Source organism: Mesorhizobium sp. C399B (genome assembly GCF_030323185.1).
Classification (GTDB): Bacteria; Pseudomonadota; Alphaproteobacteria; order Rhizobiales; family Rhizobiaceae; genus Mesorhizobium.
Genome location: NZ_CP100472.1, coordinates 611,411 through 633,576 on the forward strand (window position 1 = coordinate 611,411; position 22,166 = coordinate 633,576).

The window sequence follows — 22,166 nt, forward strand, 5'->3', positions numbered from 1 at the left end:
AAGCGGTTTTCGGACGACATCATGCTCTCTCTATCTAATTTAGAGACGGATTCAGATTTCAGGTCGAACAGACCTGAAATCATCCGTCTCTAGGCCACCGCATCGAAATAGGTGGCAAACTCGGCGCGTATCTCGGTTTCGTCGGCCCGGTCGCGATCCCTTATATAGGTCAGCGCCCGGTTGGCGCGCTCCAGCGACGTCCCTTCAAGTCCCGTGGTTCGCGATGCGATGCCTGCCATCTCCTCGAAAACGCCATTGCAGTGAAGGACCAGATCGCAGCCCGCCGCAAGGATCGAGGCCGCCTTTGTCGGGAAATCCCCAGAAAGTGCCTTCATCGAGGTGTCGTCGCTCATCAACAGCCCGTCGAAGCCGATCTCGCGGCGGATGATCTCGTCGATGACCTTGCCTGAGGTGGTCGCTGGGTTGTTCGGATCGATGGCGCTGTAGACGACATGCGCCGTCATCGCCATCGGCAGATGGCTAAGCTCGCGGAAAGGGGCGAAATCATGCCGCTGCAGGTCGCTCAGCGAGGCGTCGACCACAGGCAGCTCGAAATGCGTGTCGGCGAAGGCGCGTCCATGGCCCGGAATATGCTTCATGACCGGCAACACGCCGCCGGACATCAGCCCTTCCGCGGCGGCGCGGCCAAGTTCGATGACCGGGCGCGGCTCCTTGCCATAGGCGCGCGCGCCGATGACGTCGCTGGCGCCCTCGATCGGCACGTCCAGCACCGGCAGGCAATCGGCCGAGATACCGAAGCGCAACAGGTCGAAGGCGTGCAGCCGCGCCATCAGCCAGGCAGCGCGGGTGCCGGCATCATGGTCCTTGCGCCACAATGCACCGAGCGCGCCGCCGGCGGGATAGTTCGGCGCCAGCGGCGGCCGCAGGCGCTGCACCCGGCCACCTTCCTGATCGATGAACACCAGCGCATCGGGGCGCCCGATACAGTCGCGCATTTCGGCGACCAGATCGCGGATCTGCTCCGTTTCGCCGATATTGCGCGCAAACAGGATGAAGCCCCACGGGCATTCATTGCGATAGAAACGGATTTCTTCGCGGGTCAGCGATTTCCCGGCACAGCCGAGGATCATGGATTTTGATTCGGTCATTCCACCAGTTTAGGGCTTCGCGCCGCCAAAGGGAATCTCCCCGGACGGCAAGCGCCTCAACCTCTCGCCCATCCACATGAAAAAGCCGGCGCGACCCTTGGGAACGCACCGGCTCTGATAATTGGATCCGGCCTTACCGAGACACGAAGCAGTTGCCGCCGGCAGCCTTGTAGCTGGTGCACAGATTGATCGCATCGTTGCGCGATTGCGCAGGCACCCGGACGCGGTAGAAGGTGCCCTTGCCGGCGATCTCCGCCTTGACGATGTTGGCGGTGCGACCGGCGAGCACATTTCCATAGCGGCGCTGCAGGTCGGCGTAGTTGGCCTGGGCGCTTTCGACCGTCGGCTGCGAAGCGATCTGCATCGACCACGAACCGCCCGATGTCGAAGCCGTCGCCGGAATGGAGGCAACCTGGTCGGGCTTGACCTCGCCGACCACGTCGACCGGCTGGTCAGACGGGCGCTGCGGCGCCACGGCAACCGTCTGCGGCGTGTTGGCGGACTGGGTCTCAGCCTTCGGCGCAGCCGCCGGCTTCACCGGCTTGACCGGCTTGGCGGTCTCGGCACTTGCCTGGTCGCTATTTGCCTGATCGGCAGGCGCCACGGTGCCGGTCTGCTCGGCATCGGCCGAAGGGGCGACGTGCTGCGGCGCCGGGTCAAGCGGCTCAGTCGCCGCAACCTGCGGCGCGGGCGGCGTCGAGTCCTCGCGTGCCACTAACGAGCCGTCGGGCTTGACCACCATGGTCCGCACCTTGCGCGGGGCAACGGCGACCGTATCGGGGTTCTTCTCGGCTTCCTGCAGCACCTGCGCAATGCGGTCCTCGGATTTTGGCGCCGGCGCGACAGCCGCGTCGGGGTTGCCGGCAGCGTCGGGGTTGACGGCAGCTTCGGGGTTGCCGGCAGCGTCCGGGCCTGGGGCAGTATCGTCGGGCGACAGATCGACGACGCGGCTTTCAGGCTCCTGCGCCTTCACATCGACCGGCTCTTCGGTGTTGGTGACCAGCTTCTCCTGAACCGGCTCGGCCGGCTTGGTGCCCTTGGCGACCGCATCATAAACCTTGTTGTCCTGGTTCGGCACCACGGCGCCGCCCGGATTTTCGGGCTTGACCTTGATCGGCCTGTTGTCGGCTTTGACAATGACCGGCGCATCGCTGCCGCCCTTGCCGCCGAACGACAAGGCGAAGGCGCCAAGGCCGCCGGCAATCGCAACCGCAGCAACGACCCCCGCGACCAGCAGGCCGCTCCTGCGCGGCCGTGCGGCTTCCTGCTCGGCGAGGCCCGGCACCGCCATTGCCTCGTCCAGATCCGGATCGTAGTCAAGTTCGTCGACCGCGAAATCGTCGGCCTGCGAAACCGGCTGGCTGCCGGGCAGATCGTCCATGTCGAAGCCGCCGGCGGCATCGGCGTGGTGAGCTTGCGTGGCTGCAAGCACTTCGGCTGGCCGCGCCGCATAGGCGCGCTGGTCGAGCTCGTGGCCCGAACTGAAGCCGGAACTGTAGGAATCGTCATCATAGCCGGCACTGCGTGCGGCAGTGGGCGGCGCCACTTCCACCGCGTTCATCTCGTTGAGCATGCCGGCGAATTCGGCGTCGATGTCGTCATAGGCGGCGGGCTCGTCTTGCTCGAAGCTGAGTTCTGGAATGTCGAGGTCGTCGGCAATCGCCACGACACGCTCCGGCACATCGACCGTCTCGACATCCGGCATCTCGTCATAGGCCTGAGGCGGCGCCTGGCGCGATGGCGTCGGCGCCACATAGGCAGCAGCGGCAACCGGCTGGTCGCGATAGCTTGGCGCTGCCGCTGGCGGCATGGACGGCTTTTCTGCAAAAGAAGCTTGCGGCTGCGCTGCAAAAGAAGGTTGCGGCTGCGCTGCAAAGGAAGGCTGGGCCGGGGTGGGAGTCACGCGGCTCCACGAACGCGCCGGCTCCGGCGGCGTCGAGCGCCAATCGCCAGCGACCGGTGCTGCCGTGTCCTTACCGAGATCGATGCCCTTGGCGAGCGCCGCATCGAAGGCATGATCATCGAACTCGATCTCGGGCTCATGGCCCTCGAGTTCGCCGGCAAGCAGATCGTCGAAATCGGAATCGTTCGCCTGGGCCTCCTGAGGAGCCGGCGCGTGTTCGTCCAGGTCCCAGTCGAGATTATCGACCGGAGTGACCGGCGTCGCGACGGACCGCTGCACCAGGGCAACCGGCTCATAAGTCCTGGTGGGCTCGATGGCGGCAGCCCTGGTGGGCTCGGTGACGACCGGAATCGGCGCGACTGGCGCCGGGCGTGGTGTGGTCATGGCGCCAAGCAGCGCGTTGAGTTCATCTTCCAACGTCCGTTCGTCAGCGACCGGAGCGGCCGGGGTCGCCATATTGGTAGGCGCCACATAGGCTGGTGCGACCGGAGCTAGCTGAACCGGAGCGGGTGCGGTCTCGGCCACCGGCTCGTGATCGGCAAGCGCATCATCGATGCTCAGATCGAAATCGTCGAATGCTTCGTGCGCAGTCTCATGAGAGGGGCTGGCCTCCACGGTCCAGGCCGGCGTCTCGTCCACTTCCGGCGCATCCATCTCAACCGGCGCGCTGACCTGCAGATCGCGCTCTTCCGGATCCTCGGCCTCAACAGGCTGAGCCTCGAAAGCCTGCGGCTCGAAATCCTCCGCCGCAAAATCCTGGGCTGCAAAATCCTGGGCCGCAAAGTCCATGTCGACATCGGCCATCGCGTCATCGAAATGACCCGCAAAATCCTCGTCGGCAACAGTGTGGTCGGCGACTCCGACGACCGGCGCCTCGGCTACTGGCGCGGCATACTGGTCCTGCGCCGGCGCAGGACCGTCCAGCGTCAGCTCGTCTTCCAGCGACATCGAGACGGCATTGTCGAAATCATCGTCGAACGCGACATCGTCGGCGGGCGCAGCAGCAACCTGGGCTACATCTGCGGCATGGGCGACGGTCGCATCGTCATCGAGCAGCAACCCCTGCTCGAGCGAAGCGGCAAGGTCGTCGTCCATCGGCAGGTCGTCTTCGAGCGGCGATACGTTTTCCAGCGAGCTGGCCACGGCATTGTCGAAATCATCGTCGAATGCAGCTTCGTCGAATGCGGGCTCGGCAAACGAAGGTTCGGCAAACGAGGGTTCAACGGGAGCAGCCGCAGCCTGCGGGGCAGCGCCGAAATCCAGATCGGCGGCATCGTCGAAGACGAAATCATATTCCAGCGAAGCAGCCAGCGCATCGTCCATCGCGGCATCGGTGGTTTCGAAAGCCGGCTCGCGAATCTCGGCAGCAGGTTCGTAGGGCTCAGCGGCAGGCTGGTGAACCTCGGGAGCTGGCTGGCTGGCCTCCATGGAACCGACTTCATCGCCGAATTCGCCCATCAACTCCTTCTCGAGGTCGATGTCGAAATCGCCCTCGTCCGCAGCCGTCTCGACGGCTGGCGCCTGCGGCTTGACCGGCTGGCGCGGATCGAAACCCATGATCCTGGTCAGTTCAGCGAACGGATCATCTTCGGCGATGTCGTTGTTGTCGGCTACTCTCAGCTGGGTTCTGTCTGCCATTATTGTTCCCGAACTCGCACTCATTCGGACGCCATGGACGTCGCGTAGGGTTGGCCCTTACCAGCGCAATGTGGGCAAATGGTGACAGGTGTTTTAGTTAAACCTAACGCATCTCAGTGGGCGCATCAGCCCCAATCAGCGTCAGGCCGGAGGTCAAAACATCCGAAACAGCCTGCACCAGCCCTAGTCTGGCATGAGTCAATTGTCGGTCGTTAACCTTAACAAAACGTAAGTCGGCATTCTCGGTGCCCCGATTCCAGTGTCCATGGAAGCTGGAAGCCAGATCGTAGAGGTAGAATGCCAGCCGGTGCGGCTCCAGCGCAAGGGCCGCAGATTCGACCAGCCGGGGATATTCAGCCAGCTTCCGGATCAGGCCGATCTCGCCCTCATCGGTGAGCGACGCCGAGGCCGCGGCCAGGCTGTTGCGGTCGAAATTGGCCTCGCCCAGTTGCTCGCTCGCCTGCCGGAACACCGAATGACAGCGCGCCGAAGCGTACTGCACGTAGAACACGGGATTGTCCTTGGACTGTTCGGTGACCTTGGCGAAATCGAAGTCGAGCGGCGCATCGCTCTTGCGGTAGAGCATCATGAAGCGGATCGCATCGCGGCCCACCTCCTCCACCGCTTCGCGCAAGGTCACGAAGTCGCCCGACCGCTTCGACATCCGAATCGGTTCGCCATCGCGAAACAGCTTCACCAGATTGCACAGCAGCACCGTGAGTTGCAGCTTCAGATCATCGCCTGCAATCGCCCGCGCCAGCGCTTCCAGCCGCTTGACGTAGCCGCCATGGTCGGCGCCCAGCACATAGATCAGGCCGACGAAACCGCGGTCGACCTTGTCCTTGAGATAGGCGACGTCGGCGGCGAAATAGGTGAACGAGCCGTCGGACTTGACCAGCGCCCGGTCCATGTCGTCGCCGACCGCCGTCGAGCGAAACAGCGTCTGCTCGCGGTCTTCCCAGTCGTCCGGCTTCTCGCCCTTGGGCGGCGGTAGCTTGCCCTTGTAGATATGGCCTTTCAGCGTCAGATCGTTGATCGCCGAGCGGATTTTTTTGGCATTGTCGGCATGCAGCGTGCGCTCGGAGAAGAAAACGTCGTGATGCACATTGAGCAACGCCAGATCCTCGCGGATCATCACCATCATGGCGTCGATCGTGCGGTCCTTGACGATTGCCAGCGACTCATCGTCGGGCATCTGCAAGAGCTTGCGGCCAAATTCGGCAGCCAGCGCCTGACCGACCGGCACAAGGTAATCGCCGGGATAGAGGCCGGCCGGTATCTCGCCAACGTCGTCGCCCAGCGCTTCGCGGTAGCGCAGGAAGGCCGAACGCCCGAGCACGTCGATCTGCGCGCCGGCGTCGTTGATGATGTATTCCTTGGTGACGTCATAGCCGGCGAAGGCCATCAGATTGGCGAGCGTGTCGCCGACAACCGCGCCCCGGCAATGGCCGACATGCATCGGCCCGGTCGGATTGGCCGAGACATATTCGACATTGGTCTTCTTGCCGCCACCAATGGTCGAGCGGCCGTAGTTTTGCCCCTCGCCGAGCACCGCGGTCAGATGTGCCTGCCAGAAAGCGTCCTTGAGCCGGAGATTGACGAAGCCGGGACCGGCGACGTCGGCTTCGGCAACATCGGCGTCGCTGCGCAGCACTTCCACCAGCCGCTCGGCCAGCGCCCGCGGGTTGTGCCCTGTCGGCTTGGCCAGTACCATCGCCGCATTGGTGGCGAGATCGCCATGGCTGGCGTCGCGCGGCGGCTCGACGGCGATGCGCGACAGGTCGGGCGAAACGCCATTACTGTCTTTCAAATCAAGCGCTTCGACGGCTTTTGTGATTCGCGCGCTGAAATCGGCGAAGATGTTCATGGGTCTTGCTCTGGCGGACTGTGCAGGGGAACCGGCTCATTGGCCGGCAAATCGCGCCCGCCCTAGCTTAAATCGGGCGTATGGTCAAACAGACGGCGGTGTTCCTTCAAGGCGTAGGTATCCGTCATCCCCGCCAGGAAATCGGCGACGCTGCGCGCCTTGATGCGGTCCTCCGCCCGGTCGAGCCCCTCCCGCCAGCCGTCCGGCATGGCGCGCGGATCGGCGAAATAGACATCGAACAGGTCGCGCACGATCTGCTCGGCCTCAGTGCGAACGCGCATCACCTCGTCATGCCGGTAGAGATGCTTGTAAAGAAAGGTCTTCAAATCCTTCTCGGTCGCCGCCATGTCTGCGGAAAAGGTCACCATCGTCTCGCCCGCCGCCCGCACCGCTTCGGCGCTGTCAGGCTTGATGCGCTCCAGATTGGCGGTGGTGGAAACAATGACGTCCTCGACCATCATCGTGATCTGCCGGCGCATCAGCTCATGGCCGGTGCGCACATCGTCCAGGCCCGGATAGCGCGCGCGCACGCTTGCCAGGATCGATCCCGGCAGCGCCACCGTTTCCAGCATGTCCAAGGTCAGGAAGCCGGAGCGCAGGCCGTCGTCGATGTCATGGGTGTTGTAGGCGATATCGTCGGCGATCGCAGCACATTGCGCCTCGATGCCGGCGAAATGGTCGAGTTCGAGGTTGTGCAACTCGGAATAGTCGCGGATCGCCTGCGGCACCGGGCCTTTGAGCCCTTTTCCCTTGGCGTCGGTCAGCGGGCCATTGTGCTTCACCAGGCCTTCCAGCGTTTCCCAGGTCAGGTTCAGCCCGTCGAACTCGGCATAACGCCGCTCCAGCCGCGTCACCACGCGCAGCGACTGCGCATTGTGGTCGAAGCCGCCCCATTGGGCCATCCGCTCGTTCAGCGCGTCCTCGCCGGTATGGCCGAACGGCGTGTGACCGAAATCGTGCACCAAGGCGACCGCCTCGGCCAGATCCTCGTCGCCGCGCAGCGCTCGCGCCAGAGCCCGCGCAATCTGCGCCACCTCGATCGAATGCGTCAGCCGGGTGCGATAGTGGTCGCCTTCATGGGCGACGAACACCTGCGTCTTGTGCTTCAGGCGGCGGAAGGCAGTCGAATGAATGATACGGTCGCGGTCGCGCTGGAATGGCGTGCGAGTCGGGCTCTCGACCTCGTCATAGAGCCGCCCGCGCGACCTGGCTGGGTCGCTGGCATAGGCCGCGCGCGGCCGATAGCCGAACCCAATGTCGCCAAGCTCATTTGTCATGGCTGATGCCGCCGCAGTTGACTTGCCCCTTCCCGCTTCATACCTATCATGTGAAACCGAAAGCAAGGTGACGCCCATGGGCGCTGATGCCAAGACTGCCATGAAAGTCGAGATGACCGAGTCCGCCGCCAGGCGGATCGCGAAAATCGTCTCGGGCGAGGTCGGCAAGACGGCGCTGCGCGTCTCCGTCGAAGGCGGCGGCTGCTCCGGCTTTTCCTACAAGTTCGACCTGGTCGATACGCGCAACGACGACGACGTCGCCATCGAAAAGGACGGCGCCACCGTGCTGATCGACGATTTGTCGCTGGTCTATATGGGCGGCTCGGTGATCGACTTCGTCGACGATCTGATGGGCCAATCGTTCCAGATCCGCAACCCCAATGCAGTCGCCTCCTGCGGCTGCGGCACCAGTTTCTCCATCTAGGCAGATGTCCGGCGTCGGCCCGGTCCGTCAGGTCGCACTGTCGGCCGGGCGCGATCTCGACGTGACGCTGGCCTTCTGGCGCGATGTGCTCGGCCTCAACGTTCACGCCCGCTACGATCCGCCGGGCATCGCCTTCATCATGGCCGGTGATATCAGGTTGCTGTTCACCGATGGCGTTCCGGCCGGCACCGTCTATCTCGATATAGCCGGGCTCGAAGCCTTCCACGCCGAGGCGAAAGCGTCCGGCGTTCCCTTCACCGCACCGCCGGCGCTCGTCCACAACGACACCGAAGGCACGTTCGGAACGGCAGGGGAAAGCGAGTGGATGGCCTTTCTAAAGGACCCGGCAGGCAATACGATCGGGCTTGTCGAACGTCTTTCGCCCGAACATCCCTGAGGCCGCCCATGAAAATCGTTACCTGGAACATAAACGGCATTCGCGCCCGCATAGGCAACCTCACCCACTGGCTGAGCGAAAGCCAGCCCGACATCGTCTGCCTGCAGGAGATCAAGTCGGTCGACGAGCAGTTCCCGCGCGCCGAGATCGAGGCGCTTGGCTACAACGTGGAAACCCATGGCCAGAAGGGCTTTAACGGCGTCGCCCTACTGTCGAAACTTCCGTTCGACGAGGTTATCAGAGGCCTGCCCGGTGATGACGCCGACGAGCAGGCGCGCTTCATCGAGGGCGTGTTCTCGACCGACCAGGGCGCGCTGCGCGTCGCCTCGCTCTATCTGCCCAACGGCAATCCCATCGATGACGAGAAGAAATTTCCTTACAAGCTGGCCTGGATGGAGCGGCTGCATCGCTGGGCCGAGCAGCGGCTGCTTCTGGAGGAGGCGCTGGTGCTGGCCGGCGACTACAATGTCATCCCCGAGCCGGTCGATGCGCGCTTCCCCGAGAACTGGCTTGGCGATGCGCTGTTCCAGCCGCAGACGCGGCAGGCCTTCCGGCGACTGAAGAATCTCGGCTTTACCGAGGCGGTGCGCGCCGTCACCGATGCGGCCGACGTCTACACCTTCTGGGATTACCAGGCCGGTGCCTGGCAGAAGAACAACGGCATCCGCATCGACCATCTGCTGTTGTCGCCCGAAGCCGCCAACCGCTTTTCCTCGGCCTCGATTGAAAAGCACGTGCGCGCCTGGGAAAAGCCTTCCGACCATGTGCCGGTGGCGATCGATCTGGCGCTGCTGCCGGCCTGATATCAGCCGAACCCTGATGTCGCCACAATCGCGCCTTTCAGTCAGAGGTCAGCATGGCGGCTGGGGTTCCATGGCACTACGATTCCTCCTTTGCCCGATCGGTCTGGCATTTGCCATGGCCTCTCCTGCAGCGGCACTTGCCGATCAGCAGTGCCTGGCCAATGGCAAGTCCTACCAGGTCGGCCAGGTCACCTGCCTTACGGTTTCAGACAAGAGCCATATGGCCCGCTGCGACCTGGTGCTCAACAACACCTCATGGACCAAGATCGGCGACAGCTGCCCCGACAGCACGATGAAGCCGCATCTGCACGTCACGCCGATCTCGATGCCGGTACACAGAGCGGCGCCGGCGGAACTCACCGAGAACTGATGGATGTGAGCTAATTTCCCCCTTGAGGGGGAGATGGCCGGCAAGCCAGAGGGGGCGCGAAGAAACGCGACCTTTCGGTCAAACAAGCTCACCCTCTCAGTCCAACCCGGGCAAACTTTAGTCAACTGAAATGCCAGCGGGACAGCGCCCCCCTCTGCCCTGCCGGGCATCTCCCCCCTTGAGGGGGAGATTGGCAATTTCACTAGTCGTCACCACCCTTGGTGAGAATATCGTCGGCAAGCGAAATCGCCGTGCGGCGGTCGGCTTCGCCGGCGGCGGCAAATGCCTCTTCCTGCATGCCGCGGATCCACGGCTGGTCGCTCGGCGAGGCGCGTTCGAGCGCGGCGGTCATCATGGCCAGACCGCGCACGATCTTGCCGCTCTGGAACAGAAGATTGCCAAGCGTCGCCTGGGCGCCGGCATGGCCTTTTTCGGCGGCGAGTTGGAACCAGCGGCCGGCCTGCTTGACGCTGGCCTTGACGCCGCCCTCGCCCTTCAAAAACATCTGGCCCATCTCGAACTGGGCGTTCGGGTTGCGGTAATTGGCGGCCGCGCGCATGTAATATTCCTGCGCCGCGACCTCGTTTTCCTCGACCGGGCTGCCGGGGATGCCTGTCCGGAGATAGTCGCCCAGCGCCACCAGCGCGTCGGAGACATAGCTTTCCTCCGGCGATCCCGGCTCGACATCCTGATCGACGATCTCGGAGAAGAATTTGAAGGCCGCATAGTCGTCGCGCGTCACGCCGTCGCCTTCGGCGTACATGCGCGCGAGCTTCCAGGTGGCGCCGATCTGGCCGTTCTCGGCGGCGTATTTATAGGCCTCGACCGCCTGTTCCTTATGACCGCTCTTGTAGGCGGAGAAGCCGAACTGGAACACGGCCCATGGGCTCGATTGCGGCTTCACGCCGGTCTTGTCGTCGAACACCTTGTCGTCGAAGGCCATGGCCTGGCCCACGGCGCCAAAGATCGCAACAGCGACCAGTGCCGGAAGGACAGACGACCTCAACAACTCAGATATCCGCATAGCAATGTGTTTCTTTGGCACCGCCCGGATGGGTGACCGCGCCGTCGCGGGCAGGCCCTACCGTCTGTGCGTATTTCCAGATCGCGCCCGACTGATAGTCGGTCGTGCGCGCCTTCCAGGCCTTCGCCCGCGTTGCCAGTTCGGCCTCGGACAAATCGACCGCGATCGTGCCTTTGGTTGCATCGATCGAGATCACATCGCCGTCTTTCAAGAGCCCGATCGGGCCGCCAACGGCAGCTTCGGGCCCGACATGGCCGATGCAGAAACCGCGCGTCGCGCCCGAAAAACGACCGTCGGTGATGAGGGCGACCTTGCCGCCCATGCCCTGGCCGTAGAGCGCCGCAGTCGTCGACAGCATCTCGCGCATGCCCGGGCCGCCGCGCGGACCTTCGTAACGGATGACGAGAACCTCGCCTTCCCGGTAGTTGCGGTGCGTGACCGCCTCGAAACATTCCTCTTCCGAATCGAAACAGCGTGCCGGACCTGAGAATTTCAGCTCCGTCATGCCCGCGACCTTCACGATCGCGCCTTCGGGGGCAAGGTTGCCCTTCAAGCCCACGACACCGCCGGTTTGGGTGATTGGACGGTTGGCGGGACGGACCACATCCTGGCTATCATTCCAGGCAACATGCTCCATGTTTTCGGCCAAAGTACGGCCAGTCACGGTCATGCAGTCGCCATGGAGATAGCCGTGGTCGAGCAGCGTCTTCATCAACAGCGGAATGCCGCCGGCCTCGAACATGTCCTTGGCGACATATTTGCCGCCCGGCTTGAGGTCGGCGATGTAGGGCGTCTTCTCGAAAATCGCGGCAACGTCGAACAGGTCGAACTTGATGCCTGCCTCATGCGCGATCGCCGGCAGGTGCAAAGCCGCATTGGTCGAGCCGCCGGTGGCCGAAACCACGGTCGCCGCATTCTCCAGCGCCTTCAGCGTGACGACGTCGCGCGGCCGGATGTTCTTGGCGATCAGCTCCATGATCTTTTCGCCGGAGGCGAAATTGAAGCGGTCGCGCATCTCGTAAGGCGCCGGCGCACCGCAGGAGTACGGCAGCGCCAGGCCGATCGCCTCGGCGACGGTGGCCATGGTGTTGGCTGTGAACTGGGCCCCGCAGGAGCCGGCGGACGGACACGCCGCCTGCTCGATCTCGAGCAGTTCGGCATCGCTGACCGTGCCGACCGAATGCTGGCCGACTGCTTCGAACACGTCCTGCACAGTGATCTGGCGGCCGCGATAGGAGCCCGGCAGGATCGAGCCGCCATAGATGAAGATCGACGGCACGTTGAGCCGCACCATGGCCATCATCATGCCGGGCAGCGACTTGTCGCAGCCGGCAAGGCCGACCAGCGCATCGTAGCAATGGCCCCGCATGGTGAGTTCGACCGAATCGGCAATGACATCGCGCGACACCAGCGACGACTTCATGCCCTGGTGCCCCATGGCGATGCCGTCGGTGACGGTGATGGTGCAGAATTCGCGCGGCGTGCCGTTGGCTGCGGCGACGCCCTTCTTGACCACTTGCGCCTGGCGCATCAGCGAGATGTTGCAAGGCGCCGCCTCGTTCCAGCAGGAGGCGACGCCGACCAGCGGCTGTGCGATCTCGGCGGCAGACAGGCCCATGGCATAGAGATACGAACGGTGCGGCGCACGCGCCGGACCGACGGTCACATGGCGGCTCGGCAGCTTGGCCTTGGAAATGACTCTGGCGTCCATACTCTTCCTTGCCGCGGGCGGTGCGGCCTGCCCCATCGCCGAGCCTTCTGGCGCGTGTCCCGAGACAAATTCGAGGTGCGCCGGGTTTATGGCGGGAAATGGGCAATTTGGTCTGGCGGAGTTGTAGCGCGGGGGTTGTTCAGAAACTGTTGCCAAAACGTCACAATCGCGAGAGGCGACGCCAGTGCGGCGTATCTGCAACGCTGGCGCGCCCGCCAGCGCAGGGCCAACTCTGTCCGAAAAACGTAAAAGGCCGGGCAACGCCCGGCCTTTTACCTGTATTTTCAGAAGCTTAGAACCTAATTTTAACACCGCCCGAAATAGCCGTGATCAGATCGTTGCCAAAGTCGTAGGTTGCGTCTGCACCAACGACTTTGCCGTTCTCGCCAATCATTATGCCGGAGTGACCGCTGGTCAGCACGCCGATTGCACCGCCCAACCGAACCTCGATGTTGGGCTGTGGCGTATAAGCGACGCCGCCACCCAGCGTCCAGGTATCGGACTGCGAACCATAGCCATGCGAGGTGCCGCGATCCCAGGAAATCTGGGCCGCACCGCTCCACTGATCGTTGAACTTGTGGCCGACGCCACCTGAAACGGTCCAGCCGTCGCGATACATCAGGTCAAGCGAGGTGACCTCTCCCGGACCATTGGTGTAGCAAAGTGACGATGGAGCAATCGTCGGGCAGATCGGAACGCTCTGCAGCACACGCCAGTTCACCCACTTGATCGAACCGAAGGCTAGCCATCCTGGAGCGATACCCGACTGCAATTTCAACTCCACGGTATCAGGCATGTACTGCGTTGAGCCGTAGATCGGGATAACGCCTTGGCCGACACTGGTGAGATCGAGTTCACCTGAGAGATTGTCGAGCTTGACTTTCGAATTGTAGACGAGGCTCGCGCGCAACGCGATGTCGGTGATTTCGTAGGCAACGCCGGCGCGCCAGCCCCAGCCGTTAGCCTCCAGATCGACACGACCTGTCAATACCGGGAAAACGCTTACCAAGCTTTCTTTGAAGCCCCCTATGTCCTGGTAAAACAACCCGCCGATAAAACGAAGCTGGCCCTTACCAGCATCAAATTTATATGAGCATGTACCGGCGTAGTTGTTGCTCTTGATATCGGTTTCCGTGTTGGAAAGCGCACCGTTCCATATACCAGGTGCTGTATGCGCACCCCAAGGCTGCGAATAGTCGACCATGCAGTCGACGCCCTGCACAACCTGAACCTTCATTCCTATGTGCGGTATCCAGTAACCCTCGGCTCCGTCGGCCGTCGTGCCAAGACCTAGGTTGGCGCCGTTCGGACCGGCCGCATTCTTGAACTTGCGATCCGGCATGACATAGGTCGCTTCAGCTTCCGTCGCAAACGGCGCTGGGTCGAAAAGCAGGTCGATGTCGTAGCCACCACGCTCCAGACCGCCGGCACGCGCCGGATGCATCGCGGAACCAATCAAAGCCAGCGAAAAACACCCCGCCCCCAGCAGTGTTTTCAAACGCAAATTGTTCATGGATGTCCTCCCCGAAATACAGTGCATCAAGCTAGAACCAATTCGGGTTAACGGTGCAACAATGAATTCACATAGCGTACATGTACACTCTTGCGGACCGCATTTCGAACACAGTGGCGGCTTGGCCGGTAGGTTCGAAAATGACCATTTGGGCGGCAGACTGGGGAACAAATCAGAAAAAACCGCTCAAAACGGCACCAAAACCGGCTATTTTGCCGGCATTCGGCCCCATTGTTACATTATGGCAACAATGGGGTCGAAACTTTCCGTTTACGTCAATATTAACGCAACGGAACGCCTATTTTTCGAGCAAAAGAACCTTCGCGAAGCGCTGCAAGCGTCTCGCGAATCCGGCGCTCAACCGGCGTCGCGCACCCTGGTCAGCGCCACCGAAAGCTTCTCCTGCTGATCACGGTATTCCGCGAGTTTTTCGCGCTCGGCTGCGACGATCTCTTCCGGCGCGCTGGCGACGAATCTCTCGTTGGACAGCTTCTTGTGCAACCGCGCGATCTCCTCGGTCACCTTGGCCAGTTCCTTCTGCAGCCGCGCCGCCTCGGCGGAGAGATCGATCAGGCTGCCGAGCGGCAGGCAGATCGTCGCCTCGTTGAGCACGATCTGGGCCGAGCCCTTGGGTGCGGCGTCCTGCAGCGAGATGTCGCCGGCCCGCGCCAGCCGCTGGATGGCGGAAGAATGGCGTTCCAGCCTCTGGTGGGTCTCGGCGCTGGCGCCGACCACCACCAGCGGCGCGATCGCCGCCGGCGGCACGTTCATTTCCGAGCGCACCGAGCGGATGCCGGAGACCAGATCGACCAGCCAATTGATGTCGGCGGCGGCGTCTGCGTCCTCGAAATCGGGTGATGGCCAGGCGGCGTGGCAAAGCAGCGTACCACGCGTCCTGCCCTCGCCTGCCGTCTGCGCCCACAATTCCTCGGTCATGAACGGCATCATCGGGTGCAGCAGCTTGTAGATCTCGTCGAGCACGAAAGCGACGCAGGCGCGGCTTTCGGCCTTGGCCGCTTCGTCGGAGCCCATGAAAACCGGCTTCAAGAGTTCCAGATACCAGTCGCAGAAGAGGTTCCAGACGAAACGGTAGGCAGCGCCCGCCGCTTCGTTGAAGCGGTAAGAGGTGATGCCCTCGGTGATCGCGTGCGACGCCCTGGTCAGCTCGGTCAGGATCCAGCGGTTGACCGGCAGCCTGGCGTCGTTCAGCCAGAAATCATCGTTGCGCGCGACCTCGTTCATCTCGGCAAAGCGTGTCGCGTTCCACAGCTTGGTGCCGAAATTGCGGTAGCCGGCGATGCGCGCCGGATCGAGTTTCACGTCGCGCCCCTGCGCCGCCATCACCGTCAGCGTGAAGCGCAGTGCATCGGCGCCAAACTCGTCGATTAGGTCGAGCGGATCGATGACGTTGCCTTTCGACTTCGACATCTTCTGCCCGTTCTTGTCGCGCACCAGCGCATGCACATAGACGGTGTGGAACGGCTCCTCGTGCATGAAATGCAGGCCCATCATCATCATCCGGGCGACCCAGAAGAAGATGATGTCGAAACCGGTCACCAGCACGTCGGTCTGGTAATAGGTCTTCAGCTCCGGCGTGTGATCCGGCCAGCCCAGTGTCGAGAACGGCCACAGTGCGGACGAGAACCAGGTGTCGAGCACATCCTCGTCGCGGCTCAGGATTTCGCCCGGCTTGAAGGTCTCGAGCTTGTCCTCGACCCAGGCCTTCCACGGGCCTTCCAGCGCCAGATAATATTCAATCGCGGCGCCCAGCGCCTCTTCCTCGGTCTTCTCGACGAAGACGCGGCCGTCCGGCCCGTACCAGGCCGGGATCTGATGACCCCACCACAGCTGGCGTGAAATACACCAGGGCTGGATGTTCTCCATCCAGTCGAAATAGGTCTTTTCCCAGTTCTTCGGCACGAAGTTGGTACGGCCTTCACGCACCGATGCGATCGCCGGCTTGGCGAGCTCGGCGGCGTTTGCATACCACTGCTCGGTCAGAAACGGCTCGATCGGCACGCCGCCGCGGTCGCCATGCGGCACGGCGTGGCGGTGCGGCTCGATCTTGTCGAGGAAGCCGCCGGTCTCCATCAGCTCGACGATTTTCTTGCGCGCGACGAAACGGTCGAGACCGTCGAGCTCGTCCCAGACGGCCTGACGCTCCGGCGTCACGTCGAGCCCGGCGAGAAAATCCTCATTATTCCTGAGCGTTATTGCCGCCTCGATGGTCAGGATGTTGATCGCCGGCAGCTTGTGGCGCTTGCCGACCTCGAAATCGTTGAAGTCGTGCGCCGGCGTGATCTTGACCGCGCCGGAACCCTTTTCCGGGTCGGAATACTCGTCAGCCACAACCGGGATTTTCCGGCCGACGATCGGCAGCACGACATTTTTCCCGACCAGATGCCGGTAGCGCTCGTCGTCCGGGTGCACGGCGACCGCCGTATCGCCAAGCATCGTCTCGGGCCGTGTCGTCGCCACGGTAATGAAGGTCGCCGAATTTTCCGGATCGAAAGTCTCGCCTTCGATTGGATAGCGGAAGTGCCAGAGATTGCCGTTGATCTCCTGGGGCTCGACCTCCAGGTCGGAGATCGCCGTCAACAGCTTCGGGTCCCAGTTCACAAGGCGCTTGTCCTTGTAGATCAGCCCTTCCTTGTAGAGGCTGACGAATACTTCGAGCACGGCCTTGGACAGGCCTTCATCCATGGTAAAACGTTCACGCGACCAGTCGGCCGAGGCGCCGAGCCGCTTCAGCTGGTTGAAGATGGCGCCGCCGGACTCGGCCTTCCACTCCCAGACCTTCTCGATGAACTGCTCGCGGGTGAGATCGCGGCGATGGATCTGTTTCTCCATCAGCTGGCGCTCGACCACCATCTGCGTGGCGATGCCGGCATGGTCCATGCCCGGCTGCCACAGCACGTTCTTGCCGCGCATGCGCTCAAAGCGCACGAGTATGTCCTGCAGCGTGTTGTTGAGTGCGTGGCCCATATGCAGCGAGCCGGTGACGTTGGGCGGCGGGATGACGATGGTAAAGGCCTCGGCCCCCTCTTCCGCACCTGCGCCGGCGCGAAATGCGTCCGCCTCTTCCCATATTTTGGCGATCTTGGGTTCGACGGTCTTGGCGTCGTAGGTCTTTTCAAGCATGGGAAAGTGGTCCGCGCGGTCGGGAGTTTTGCTGACCCGGTGTAAATCGGAAGGTTTTGGCCAAGTCAACCGCGAGGGCTGCCTCAGTCCTTCAACGCAAATAGGCGGGGCCCTGGTCATTTCAACGGGAAGGCCATGCCCGCACCTTCATCGTCAGCGATCCCGACGGGAAGCTGATCGCATTCGCGACATCAGCCGGACGCTGGCCTGCAGCGAGAAAGCGCCGCCCGAAGGCGGCGCTTTAATCCGGAACGGGCTGTGGTGATGCCTATTGCGCGCCGCGCGCGACGCGCTCGATTTCTTCGCGTACCAGGCGCTCGACCAGCGTCGGCAGGTTGTTGTCCAGCCAGTCCTGCAGCATCGGCCGCAGCATCTCCTCGGCCATCTCGTCGAAGGTCTTCTTGCTGCGGCTGGCGAAGGCGTCGGAGAGCTCGCCGAAGGCGGCTGCGACCTGCCGTCCCGTATGTTCCGAAACGATCGCCGGACGGGCCGGGGTTGTATCGGCCGGGCGCGCGTGCTCGCTGCGCGAAGGACGAGGCTCGAAAGCGGGCTCGGCAGCGAGATCGTCTTCGAAAGCCTCGACCTCCGCGATTGCTGCCTGCCGATTTTCAGTCTCTGGCTGCCTGATCTCCGGCTGCCTGATCTCGGGCCGCCGTACTGTGTCAGCCGGTTTTGCCTGATTGCCAACGGCCGCGATTTCGCGGCGCCAATCCGTGACGATCGAGTCGGTGGTTTCCGCCTTTGCCCGCACTGCAGCTTCTGCCCTGACGGCGGGAGCTGGCTCACTGGCTATCCTGGCGCTTACTTCCGCCAATGTCATCGGAGCATGCGCGGGTGGCGCGGCGGTCGTGGCATTTGCCGCAATGGCCGGCTTCACTGGCGACGGGTCGGAGCGCGGCTCCAGCCGCGCAACCACCGGCTCGGCCAGTTGGGCCTGCACCTCGGCCAGCGTCACCGGCTTCTTGCTTTCGGTCGAGCTGTGCAATTCGCTGCGGAAGGCCTCGACATCCGAAACAGGCCCGGCGGCCGGCACAAGGTCCTGTCGCAACTCATCGGCGTCGCCCTTGCGGCCGGTGTCGCTGTCTTCGATGATCCTCCTGATGGAAGCCAGTATTTCTTCCATGGAAGGTTCGCGCAGTGCGCTGCTTGCCGTCGCCATCGTCACATCCGCCGCCCCCGCGCATGATCCCGAAAATCGATCTTCGATTTTCGAAGAGGATCAGGCGCAAAATCAAAGTTCTACAGCCTCCTTTGCGCATCCATCGGACGCGTGGCGCTGTAGTGACCCGTTCCTGGATTCCTGTCCGGCAAAGCCGGATACGAATCATGGCGACAGCGTAGCCGACGGATCGCCATCCGAGAATCCCCAATCTCGGAAGACGCCGGATTTCAACAATTTAGGCTACAAAAGACAAACGCCGCGCATCCTTGGGGAAGCGCGGCGCTACGATACTTTCAATCTTGGCGGGATTTGAACCGCTCAGTCGCGATCAACGACCGTCCGGCGTACGCAGCCCGATCCATTTGTCCTTGACGGCTCTGTAGTGCTCTTCAGGCTTGTACTTCACCACATTCAACGCCAGGCGATCGGCCGACAGGCGGCCCATGGCCGACAGGATGGCGTAGCTCGCTACAACCACATCGCGCTCGGAGCTGGCGAGGTCGATCTTTGCCGAGATGACGGCGTTCTGGGCATTCAACACGTCGAGCGTGGTGCGCTGTCCGACATTGCGCTCCTCGATGACGCCGTTGAGCGCCAACTGTGCGGCCGCGATCACCTGCCGATTAGCGTCGACGCTTTCACGCGCTGCGATGTATTGCGTCCATGCCGAGGTCACGGCCTGGCGCACCGAGTCACGGCTGACATCCACCTCGATGCGAGCCTGGCTGAGGGATTCCTTCGACTGACGAACGAGTGCGGAGGTACGGCCGCCCGAATAGATCGGAACGGTCAGCGTCGCGCCGACGGTGGCGGCATTGGAATCGCCGTCCGAATCCCCCGCGCCAGGTACGGTATTTTGATAGACATGGGAAAGGCCGGCACTGGCAGTCAACTGCGGCAGCAACGCACCCTCCTGCGTCTTTACATCAAATCCGGCTGCATCGACGGAATGTAGGGCGGCCAGGATGGCCGGATGCTCGTTCGATGCAATGCCGATCGCCGCCTCGAGACTCCTCGGCAACAGCTTCGCCAACGGCGACGCGGCCTTGAGCTTGCCCGGCTCGTCGCCGACGATCTGATGATAGGTTGCCGCACTGGCCAGAGCCTGCGCACGGGCGGCACTCAACTGCGCCACCGCGGCCGAACGCGACGCGTCGGCCTGCGCCACATCGGTGCGCGTGCCCTCGCCGACCTCGAAGCGCGAGCGCGCCGCGCGCGCTTGCTCGGTCAGAAACTGCAGGTTCTGTTCGGTCAGCACCGCCACCTGGCGGTCGCGAATCACGTCCATATAGGCGCTCGCCGCGTTGAACAGCGTGTTCTCTTCGGTGTTGCGCAGGCCCTCGACCGAGGCCCTCACCTGTGCAGCGGCCGACGCGACCCTGTTCTTGGTCTGGAAGCCGTCGAACAGCGTCTGATCAATCCGAACGCCGAAGCTGCCGGTGGTCAATGCCAGGCTCGCGTTCCTGCCGTTTAGGTGCCTGGAGGTGTAATCGATATCAGCCGAACCAGTGATCACCGGGCGATAGCCCGACTTGGCGATCGCCACGCCCTCATCGGTGACGCGCACGCCGGCACGGGCCGAATTCAGCGAGGAATTGTTCTGGTAGGCCTTGGAAAGCGCGCCGAGAATGGTTTCCGCCGAGGCGGCTATCGGCGAAAGCGCTGTCGCGGAAATGAGGACAGTAACAAACAGACTCTTGGCTAAGGACGGCACTTTATATCCCTCATTCGTTTTGCACGGGAACCACGCCACGCCAGCCCATCCCTAGGGATCGGCCAGCGCCGCGTCGATGTATCGTTCCCCCGCTGACAGCCTCCCGAAACCCCGGTTAACCAATCAGCAACGATTGTTCAATCGCAAGCCAACATGACAGAGTCTTTGCTGCAAGGCAAAATCACTTAGAACTCGAAGGCATGAATGCGTTCAAATCCGGGTAGTGGCTTAATTGCCGCATTAAATGCCCGTCTTCCGGTTACAACCCCCCCTGCATTGAAAAAGAGCCGGGCTACGCCCGCATTGCCCTGCCCTTCCACAGCCACCAGACGGCCGCCTTCGGCAAGCTGGTCAAGCAGCGCCGCAGGCACTTTCTCGACGCTGCCGCCAATGAGAATCACATTGTAGGGCGCCTTGGCGGCATGACCTTGCGGCAGTGGGCCGGTGACCACGGTGACGTTATCGCAGCCCTGCGCCGAAAGCGCCGCTTTGCCTGCTTCCGCCAGTGTGGTATCGCTTTCCAGCGCCACGACGGATTTGGCCAGCCTGGACAGCAGCGCCGCGGAATAACCGGTGCCGCAGCCGACATCGAGCACCGAATCGCCGGCGTCGATCTCGGCCAACTGCAAAAGCTTGGCCAGTGGCGACGGCTCCATGAGGTAGCGCGCACCGCTGCCATCGGCGCCGTCGGAGATGCGGATATCCTCGTCGATATAGGCGAGAGCCTGTTGGCCGGCCCCGACAAAGGCCTCGCGCGGCACGGCAAGCATGGCATCGAGCAATGCTGCGTCGGTCACATCGGTGGTGCGGACCTGGCCGTCGACCATCTTGACGCGAAGTTCGGAGAAATCAGCGCTCATGTCCCAACCAATCCGTCAAAGCCAATGCGCTGAAATGCGCTTGTCGCGCCGACACTGCGGCGCATTCGACCGGAACTCAAGCCCCCGGCATGCGGGAGTTGAAGCGATTGGAGGCCTCGCCCGGAATCGAACCGGGGTGCAAGGATTTGCAGTCCTCTGCGTAACCACTCCGCCACGAGGCCTCATCGCTCCCGGCGAGCGAACTCAATATGGTGGCAGCGAAAGGTCGTCAAGCGTCCGCGCGGCATTCCGGCGCGCTTTCCTCATCAGCCGCCGCAACGGGGTTCCCGAGCGGTTTCAGCGCTTGGCGCACCGGCATATTGGCCGCTCCTCAAGCATGGCTGCGCGACCGGCGAAACTCGAACCCGCGGCTTTACGCAGCGGGTGCAAACTGGCTTCCACCGTAAACGCGCGGCTGACACCAGGGCTGCCGTTCTCAAGGAGATATTCGAGGGGAAGGTCTGCGAGGGGCTGGAAGCGAAGCGTCCGCTGAACCGGGACCGCGCGCCATCGCTTTCAATTTGGCCGGCGACGCCGTTCCCACCAGACGACGAACCGGCGCCGCAGGCGGCGCACCGCGGCAAATTCGTAGGAAAGCACCAAAAGGCCGAGCGGAATCATCCAGAAGCCGAGAATCGGCAGGAAACCGAGAAGGCCGAAAAACACCAGCACGATACCGATGGCGATCCTCAGCCCGCGCGAGCGCGGCATGGTGAACTCGCGCCCGAACACCGAGATTTTCCGCGCCGGTGCCTGGTTTTCGTCTGCTGCAGTCATGTCGAAAGTCGATCCGGTTGCCTTCGATAAAGCCATATGCGCTAAAGGCTGCAATCGCCTTTCAGGTTCCGCCGACCAAGGTCCGACGGCGCCCAAGACGGCTCATATGTGGTGTCATCCGGCGATTGCCAGAAACCATTGGGTGAAAATGCGCTAAAAAATGCGAAATGCTTCTTTGCAAAGCCGAAAAGGGTTTGCTATAGGCTGCGCCACTCACATGAGAGCCTCTATTCCCCGGTAGCTCAGTGGTAGAGCAACCGGCTGTTAACCGGTTGGTCGCTGGTTCGAATCCGGCCCGGGGAGCCACCGCCTTTTCTAAGCCGTGGTGCGATCTTGTACACTACAGCGCCATTGTCCGCGCACTTCGGTCCGCTTAGCTTCTGCCAGAACGGCTGGTAACAGCTACGAAGCCGATCGAGGCAGTTTGGTGGGCATCGCGCCCCTGCCCTCGCCCGAAGGCAGCCTGATAACGCCCG

Annotated in this window: 18 protein-coding genes and 2 tRNA genes; 7 read left to right on the plus strand and 13 right to left on the minus strand. The window is 62.7% G+C overall.

Annotated elements, in window-relative coordinates; genetic code table 11:
- Window positions 1-89: 89 nt before the first annotated feature.
- From nagZ to NLY36_RS03050, 4 genes are all read right to left on the minus strand, one after another.
- The gene (gene nagZ, locus NLY36_RS03035) at window positions 90-1,109 is read right to left on the minus strand and encodes a beta-N-acetylhexosaminidase (protein ID WP_023735289.1); all 1,020 of its coding nucleotides are present in this window, start codon (window positions 1,107-1,109) and stop codon (window positions 90-92) included.
- A 133-nt stretch (window positions 1,110-1,242) separates the two neighbouring features.
- Window positions 1,243-4,650 (minus strand): SPOR domain-containing protein, encoded by a 3,408-nt coding sequence (locus NLY36_RS03040; protein WP_023735288.1) that lies wholly within the window; start codon window positions 4,648-4,650, stop codon window positions 1,243-1,245.
- A 103-nt stretch (window positions 4,651-4,753) separates the two neighbouring features.
- Window positions 4,754-6,517 (minus strand): arginine--tRNA ligase, encoded by a 1,764-nt coding sequence (gene argS / locus NLY36_RS03045; RefSeq protein WP_023697623.1) that lies wholly within the window; start codon window positions 6,515-6,517, stop codon window positions 4,754-4,756.
- Window positions 6,518-6,579: 62 nt separating this feature from the next.
- Entirely contained in the window at window positions 6,580-7,794 is a 1,215-nt protein-coding gene (locus NLY36_RS03050) for a deoxyguanosinetriphosphate triphosphohydrolase (protein ID WP_023681656.1), read from the minus strand.
- Window positions 7,795-7,870: 76 nt separating this feature from the next.
- Here NLY36_RS03050 and erpA point away from each other — a divergent pair, with 76 nt between their 5' ends.
- From erpA to NLY36_RS03070, 4 genes are all read left to right on the plus strand, one after another.
- Window positions 7,871-8,218 (plus strand): iron-sulfur cluster insertion protein ErpA, encoded by a 348-nt coding sequence (gene erpA, locus NLY36_RS03055; protein ID WP_031205383.1) that lies wholly within the window; start codon window positions 7,871-7,873, stop codon window positions 8,216-8,218.
- A gap of 4 nt (window positions 8,219-8,222) precedes the next feature.
- Window positions 8,223-8,615, plus strand: coding sequence for a VOC family protein (locus tag NLY36_RS03060; protein ID WP_023667697.1), 393 nt, complete (start codon window positions 8,223-8,225; stop codon window positions 8,613-8,615).
- 8 nt (window positions 8,616-8,623) lie between these two features.
- A complete protein-coding gene (gene xth, locus NLY36_RS03065) occupies window positions 8,624-9,418 on the plus strand; it encodes an exodeoxyribonuclease III (protein WP_023667698.1) in 795 nt (264 codons plus the stop codon).
- A 115-nt stretch (window positions 9,419-9,533) separates the two neighbouring features.
- The gene (locus tag NLY36_RS03070) at window positions 9,534-9,788 is read left to right on the plus strand and encodes a hypothetical protein (protein WP_245260192.1); all 255 of its coding nucleotides are present in this window, start codon (window positions 9,534-9,536) and stop codon (window positions 9,786-9,788) included.
- Window positions 9,789-9,990: 202 nt separating this feature from the next.
- Here NLY36_RS03070 and NLY36_RS03075 read toward each other — a convergent pair whose 3' ends face one another.
- The 3 genes from NLY36_RS03075 to NLY36_RS03085 all read right to left on the minus strand — a co-directional run bounded on the left by NLY36_RS03075 (window position 9,991) and on the right by NLY36_RS03085 (window position 14,036).
- Window positions 9,991-10,812 carry a tetratricopeptide repeat protein gene (locus NLY36_RS03075; protein ID WP_023735287.1) on the minus strand — a complete coding sequence of 274 codons (822 nt, stop codon included), beginning with the start codon at window positions 10,810-10,812 and terminating at the stop codon, window positions 9,991-9,993.
- A complete protein-coding gene (gene ilvD / locus NLY36_RS03080; protein ID WP_023697625.1) occupies window positions 10,799-12,523 on the minus strand; it encodes a dihydroxy-acid dehydratase in 1,725 nt (574 codons plus the stop codon). Before ilvD ends, NLY36_RS03075 begins: the two co-directional genes overlap by 14 nt.
- A gap of 292 nt (window positions 12,524-12,815) precedes the next feature.
- Complete coding sequence (locus NLY36_RS03085; protein WP_023697626.1) at window positions 12,816-14,036, minus strand: OmpP1/FadL family transporter; 1,221 nt, start codon at window positions 14,034-14,036, stop codon at window positions 12,816-12,818.
- 148 nt (window positions 14,037-14,184) lie between these two features.
- On the opposite strand from NLY36_RS03085, the gene NLY36_RS03090 reads away from it, so the two are divergent.
- A complete protein-coding gene (locus tag NLY36_RS03090) occupies window positions 14,185-14,445 on the plus strand; it encodes a hypothetical protein (RefSeq protein WP_156937187.1) in 261 nt (86 codons plus the stop codon).
- Here the strand turns inward: NLY36_RS03090 and NLY36_RS03095 are convergent.
- Window positions 14,394-17,177, minus strand: a complete 2,784-nt coding sequence (locus NLY36_RS03095) for a valine--tRNA ligase (protein WP_023697627.1) — start codon at window positions 17,175-17,177, stop codon at window positions 14,394-14,396. The genes NLY36_RS03090 and NLY36_RS03095 overlap by 52 nt on opposite strands.
- Before the next feature lie 268 nt (window positions 17,178-17,445).
- Window positions 17,446-18,336: a PopZ family protein gene (locus NLY36_RS03100; protein WP_023735286.1), complete on the minus strand. Its 891-nt coding sequence runs from the start codon at window positions 18,334-18,336 to the stop codon at window positions 17,446-17,448.
- Between NLY36_RS03100 and NLY36_RS03105 the strand changes: the two genes are divergently transcribed.
- The gene (locus NLY36_RS03105) at window positions 18,278-18,652 is read left to right on the plus strand and encodes a hypothetical protein (protein WP_198020830.1); all 375 of its coding nucleotides are present in this window, start codon (window positions 18,278-18,280) and stop codon (window positions 18,650-18,652) included. The two genes, NLY36_RS03100 and NLY36_RS03105, sit on opposite strands and share 59 nt — an antisense overlap.
- 15 nt (window positions 18,653-18,667) lie before the next feature.
- On the opposite strand, the gene NLY36_RS03110 is transcribed toward NLY36_RS03105, so the two are convergent.
- The 4 genes from NLY36_RS03110 to NLY36_RS03125 form a co-directional block, all read right to left on the minus strand.
- Window positions 18,668-20,053, minus strand: coding sequence for a TolC family outer membrane protein (locus tag NLY36_RS03110; RefSeq protein WP_023691095.1), 1,386 nt, complete (start codon window positions 20,051-20,053; stop codon window positions 18,668-18,670).
- A 185-nt stretch (window positions 20,054-20,238) separates the two neighbouring features.
- The gene (locus NLY36_RS03115) at window positions 20,239-20,913 is read right to left on the minus strand and encodes a protein-L-isoaspartate O-methyltransferase family protein (protein WP_023697629.1); all 675 of its coding nucleotides are present in this window, start codon (window positions 20,911-20,913) and stop codon (window positions 20,239-20,241) included.
- A gap of 108 nt (window positions 20,914-21,021) precedes the next feature.
- Window positions 21,022-21,095 (minus strand) — tRNA-Cys (locus NLY36_RS03120).
- Between the two features lie 334 nt (window positions 21,096-21,429).
- On the minus strand, window positions 21,430-21,690 hold the full coding sequence (locus tag NLY36_RS03125) for a PGPGW domain-containing protein (RefSeq protein ID WP_027050334.1): 261 nt from the start codon (window positions 21,688-21,690) through the stop codon (window positions 21,430-21,432).
- Window positions 21,691-21,921: 231 nt separating this feature from the next.
- On the opposite strand from NLY36_RS03125, the gene NLY36_RS03130 reads away from it, so the two are divergent.
- A tRNA-Asn gene (locus NLY36_RS03130) sits at window positions 21,922-21,996 on the plus strand.
- The last annotated feature ends 170 nt before the right edge of the window (window positions 21,997-22,166 follow it).

Excerpts from the sequence above, each read along its gene's own strand:
- NLY36_RS03075 (WP_023735287.1), bottom strand. The coding sequence starts at position 10,812 with ATGCGGATATCTGAGTTGTTGAGGTCGTCTGTCCTTCCGGCACTGGTC.
- xth (WP_023667698.1), top strand. The coding sequence starts at position 8,624 with ATGAAAATCGTTACCTGGAACATAAACGGCATTCGCGCCCGCATAGGC.
- NLY36_RS03040 (WP_023735288.1), bottom strand. The coding sequence starts at position 4,650 with ATGGCAGACAGAACCCAGCTGAGAGTAGCCGACAACAACGACATCGCC.
- NLY36_RS03095 (WP_023697627.1), bottom strand. The coding sequence starts at position 17,177 with ATGCTTGAAAAGACCTACGACGCCAAGACCGTCGAACCCAAGATCGCC.
- nagZ (WP_023735289.1), bottom strand. The coding sequence starts at position 1,109 with ATGACCGAATCAAAATCCATGATCCTCGGCTGTGCCGGGAAATCGCTG.
- NLY36_RS03070 (WP_245260192.1), top strand. The coding sequence starts at position 9,534 with ATGGCCTCTCCTGCAGCGGCACTTGCCGATCAGCAGTGCCTGGCCAAT.
- erpA (WP_031205383.1), top strand. The coding sequence starts at position 7,871 with ATGGGCGCTGATGCCAAGACTGCCATGAAAGTCGAGATGACCGAGTCC.
- NLY36_RS03125 (WP_027050334.1), bottom strand. The coding sequence starts at position 21,690 with ATGACTGCAGCAGACGAAAACCAGGCACCGGCGCGGAAAATCTCGGTG.
- NLY36_RS03100 (WP_023735286.1), bottom strand. The coding sequence starts at position 18,336 with ATGGCGACGGCAAGCAGCGCACTGCGCGAACCTTCCATGGAAGAAATA.
- NLY36_RS03105 (WP_198020830.1), top strand. The coding sequence starts at position 18,278 with ATGGAAGCCAGTATTTCTTCCATGGAAGGTTCGCGCAGTGCGCTGCTT.
- NLY36_RS03115 (WP_023697629.1), bottom strand. The coding sequence starts at position 20,913 with ATGAGCGCTGATTTCTCCGAACTTCGCGTCAAGATGGTCGACGGCCAG.
- ilvD (WP_023697625.1), bottom strand. The coding sequence starts at position 12,523 with ATGGACGCCAGAGTCATTTCCAAGGCCAAGCTGCCGAGCCGCCATGTG.
- NLY36_RS03085 (WP_023697626.1), bottom strand. The coding sequence starts at position 14,036 with ATGAACAATTTGCGTTTGAAAACACTGCTGGGGGCGGGGTGTTTTTCG.
- NLY36_RS03050 (WP_023681656.1), bottom strand. The coding sequence starts at position 7,794 with ATGACAAATGAGCTTGGCGACATTGGGTTCGGCTATCGGCCGCGCGCG.
- NLY36_RS03060 (WP_023667697.1), top strand. The coding sequence starts at position 8,223 with ATGTCCGGCGTCGGCCCGGTCCGTCAGGTCGCACTGTCGGCCGGGCGC.
- argS (WP_023697623.1), bottom strand. The coding sequence starts at position 6,517 with ATGAACATCTTCGCCGATTTCAGCGCGCGAATCACAAAAGCCGTCGAA.